Genomic DNA, 3,238 nt, shown 5'->3' with positions numbered 1-3,238 from the left:
AAGTTAGAGTTTACGACATGATAGGAAAACTTCTAGAAGATAAAACGATAAACGCTTCTGATATTCAAAACTTTGAATTAGGAAACCAATATCCATCTGGAGTTTACAATGTAATTGTATCTCAAGAATCAAATTCTAAAACTATTAGAGTCGTTAAAAGATAAACTAAACTTTTTATTTAAACTCAAAAATCGTCTCAATAAAAATTGAGGCGGTTTTTTTATTAATGATTGTCTTGTCTTGAAATGGAAATACAATATGGCATGCCAAAAGACAAAAAAGGTAAACAACAAACCACTACTACAAATTGTATAAATACGATCAATGATACCATTGATTAAAAAAAAGCATAAAATCAAACCATAAAATTACCTGAAGAATTATTAATAAACCAAAAAATAAAAAACGTAATCAATTCCTTTAATATGAAACTAAAAAAATGCTTTGTTATAAAACACATAATTTTAAAATAATATCAAAAACTTGTTTTTCAATTATTTACAATTTTTTTAAAGATAAAACATCTATACTTTTTCTATACTATGCTTTTAATCACTTGAACTAAATTTGCAATAATTAATAAAAAAATAAATTTATGAAACAAAAATTAACTTTAAAATCAAAGACTTTAAAATGGCTTTTGATGATTCCGTTGCTAGTTGGTGTTCAAAATGGAATACTTGCACAAACCATGCTGACAGGCTGGAATGGTACTACTACATCAACAGCTACCTATCCAAGAGCGAGTTCTGCGGTTGATGTCAACTCAGGTTTAACAACAAGTGATGCTGTAGAAAACTATTCAGGATTAGGACTATCTACTGATCTACGAACTGTTTATACTGTACCACAAAATGGTGCATTAAACATTAATAGCACACCATTCCTAAGTTATACACTAAGTTTTTCTAGTTTAAAAAGTGTAGATTTTGACAGATTTGTGTTACATCATACAGCATCACTTCAAACGTTTCAAATGCAATTGCGTTGGAGTGTTGATAATTTTAGTTCAAATTTAGGGCAGTTTGCACAAAGCGGTGGTTACGGTAGGACTTCCGTAAACCTAAACCCCTTGAGTAATTTTGTCGGTACTCAAATCGAATTCAGAATATACTTCTACAACGCTACTGGACAATTCGGTGGTTTAGTTTACACTCCTTCTTACAGTTCTTCAAATCATACTGACAAAGACGGAACTCCCATATCTTACGTTCAAGGAGCTTCAAGATCTATAAGTATCTGGTCAAATAGTGTTAATGATGTTTTACCAGACCTAAATATTGTATCCACAGGTGGAGTAACTGAAGGAAATGGATGGAGCTATTCTAATGGCGTTATTACTCCTAATGCTGCGACTCCGGTAAATATCAATGCATCAGATATTGTTTCAAAATTAAATCAAGGTAATTTAACGGTACAAACTACTGGTTCCTTAACAATTTCTTCTAATATCACATCAACCAATAGTAATGCTTTAACGTTTAAAGCAGCAAGAAATATTTTACAAAATTCTGGTGCGGATATTGTTACTAATGGCGGAAATGTAGTATTGTGGTCTGACAGTGACAATAATGGTCAAGGGGCAATTGTTATTGGTACTAGTACAGGAACAGGCGAAAGCATTCGTACGAGTGGCGGTAATATTACGTTATCAGGAGGTGCAGACATTGCGACTGGATATGCTAAAGCAGCAGTTGGGTTTTTACCTTGGACAGCTAAACCTATTACCGGAATATCGATATTTAATGCAACATTGGTTGCTTCGAATAATAATAATCCATCAGCTTCTGGAAATATTTTAGTTAGAGGTTCTATAAGCAATACTGTAGGCGCAGTAAGTGGAAGAGCCGTTTTACTAACCAATTCAGGTTTAGAAACACAAGGCACGGGAACAATAACAATAGATGGTGCTTGCACTAATTTTGCAGGAAGTAATCCATGGGGTGTGATTATTGAGGGTTACTCTTATGTTGAAACTGATAATGGTTCAATTAATATTATAGGAGATGGAAGTACTGCTGCTGCAAATGCCCGTGGAATTGCTATTGCAGGCACTGTAACTGATAGACCTGCAATACAGTCTGTATCAGGAAATATTACTTTAACTGATAGAACAACCAATACATCGAGTGCTAATTATACTGGAATATTCTTATCAAGACCATTAATTGGCGCAGGGTTTAACGATACTTCAACATCTAACATAATAATAAATACCGATAAAATCTATTTAGATAGTGATGGAGGTAATACAAATATAAATGGAACAAATATAGATGAACAAACACAATTCATAACCACAGGTAATGTAACAATTCAGTCTAATGGAAATTCTTTTACAGCCATACCTGAGTTTAATAGAACTCATTTTTCCCCAACTATAAATACCTTAACACTAGGTAAATCTACCAATACATCTAGAATTGTTGTGGGTAATCATAATGGTAATACAGGAGCTGGCGCAACATTAAGAAGAATGGGGTTAAATTTATCAGGAACTTTAGTTATAAATGCAAAAGATATCGATTTTACTATTAATTTTAACGTTAATAAGTTAATTACCAATATAAATAATGGAGGTCATGTTCAGTTTTGGCAAAAATCCATTGTTAATGAGTATCGCGGTTATGGTTTAGATTGTACCATTTCAGGCACTAATAATGACAATGAATTTTCTATGATTAGATTAGGTGTTAGCAATACTCCTATAAAATGGGTAAATATTAGAAATAATATAACATTAACCTTAGGAGACGATTCATTTGGAATCTATGCAAAAGAGTTAATTAATTTTTGGACATTTAATGGAGACATTTTAATAAACAGAACTCTCAAGAGCGATTTAAATACGTTAAGTGGCTTGGCTATCCAATTAGCTTCAGGTGTAAGCATAGGTCCTAAAGGCGCATGTGATTCAAGTATCGGCGGGCCAAACGTTAAATTTTTAAGATCTTCTGCTCAATTAATATATAAACCAAATGCACGGGTATTTTTATTTAGCAGTAATCCATCATTAAGTAGTGGATTACCTCAATTAAATTCTTTTGTTTATTACAGAACAAGTCCAACAAATAATCAAGCTATTACTGGTACACCAGGAATACACCTTTGTTACCGTGCTGATCAAGAATATCCTATAAGTAGCCCAAGTATTATATCAGGTGAATCTGCATTAGCTGCTACAACTACCACTGCAACTTACTCAATAAATGCTGTAAATGGAGCGACTAGTTATATT

At 32.7% G+C, this 3,238-nt stretch carries 2 protein-coding genes; both read left to right on the top strand.

The genetic code is table 11. From position 1 onward, the window contains the following. The coding region (locus ABD766_RS14980; RefSeq protein WP_425556592.1) for a T9SS type A sorting domain-containing protein at nt 1-164 on the top strand (164 nt) is incomplete at its 5' end. Between the two features lie 431 nt (nt 165-595). Continuing rightward, on the top strand, nt 596-3,238 hold a 2,643-nt coding region (locus ABD766_RS14900), incomplete at its 3' end, for an autotransporter outer membrane beta-barrel domain-containing protein (RefSeq protein WP_344817429.1).

Source organism: Flavobacterium cheonanense, assembly GCF_039539185.1.
Taxonomy (GTDB): domain Bacteria; phylum Bacteroidota; class Bacteroidia; order Flavobacteriales; family Flavobacteriaceae; genus Flavobacterium; species Flavobacterium cheonanense.
The sequence above is the reverse complement of the archived record's forward strand: the minus strand, read 5'-3'. Positions and strand labels throughout refer to the sequence as shown.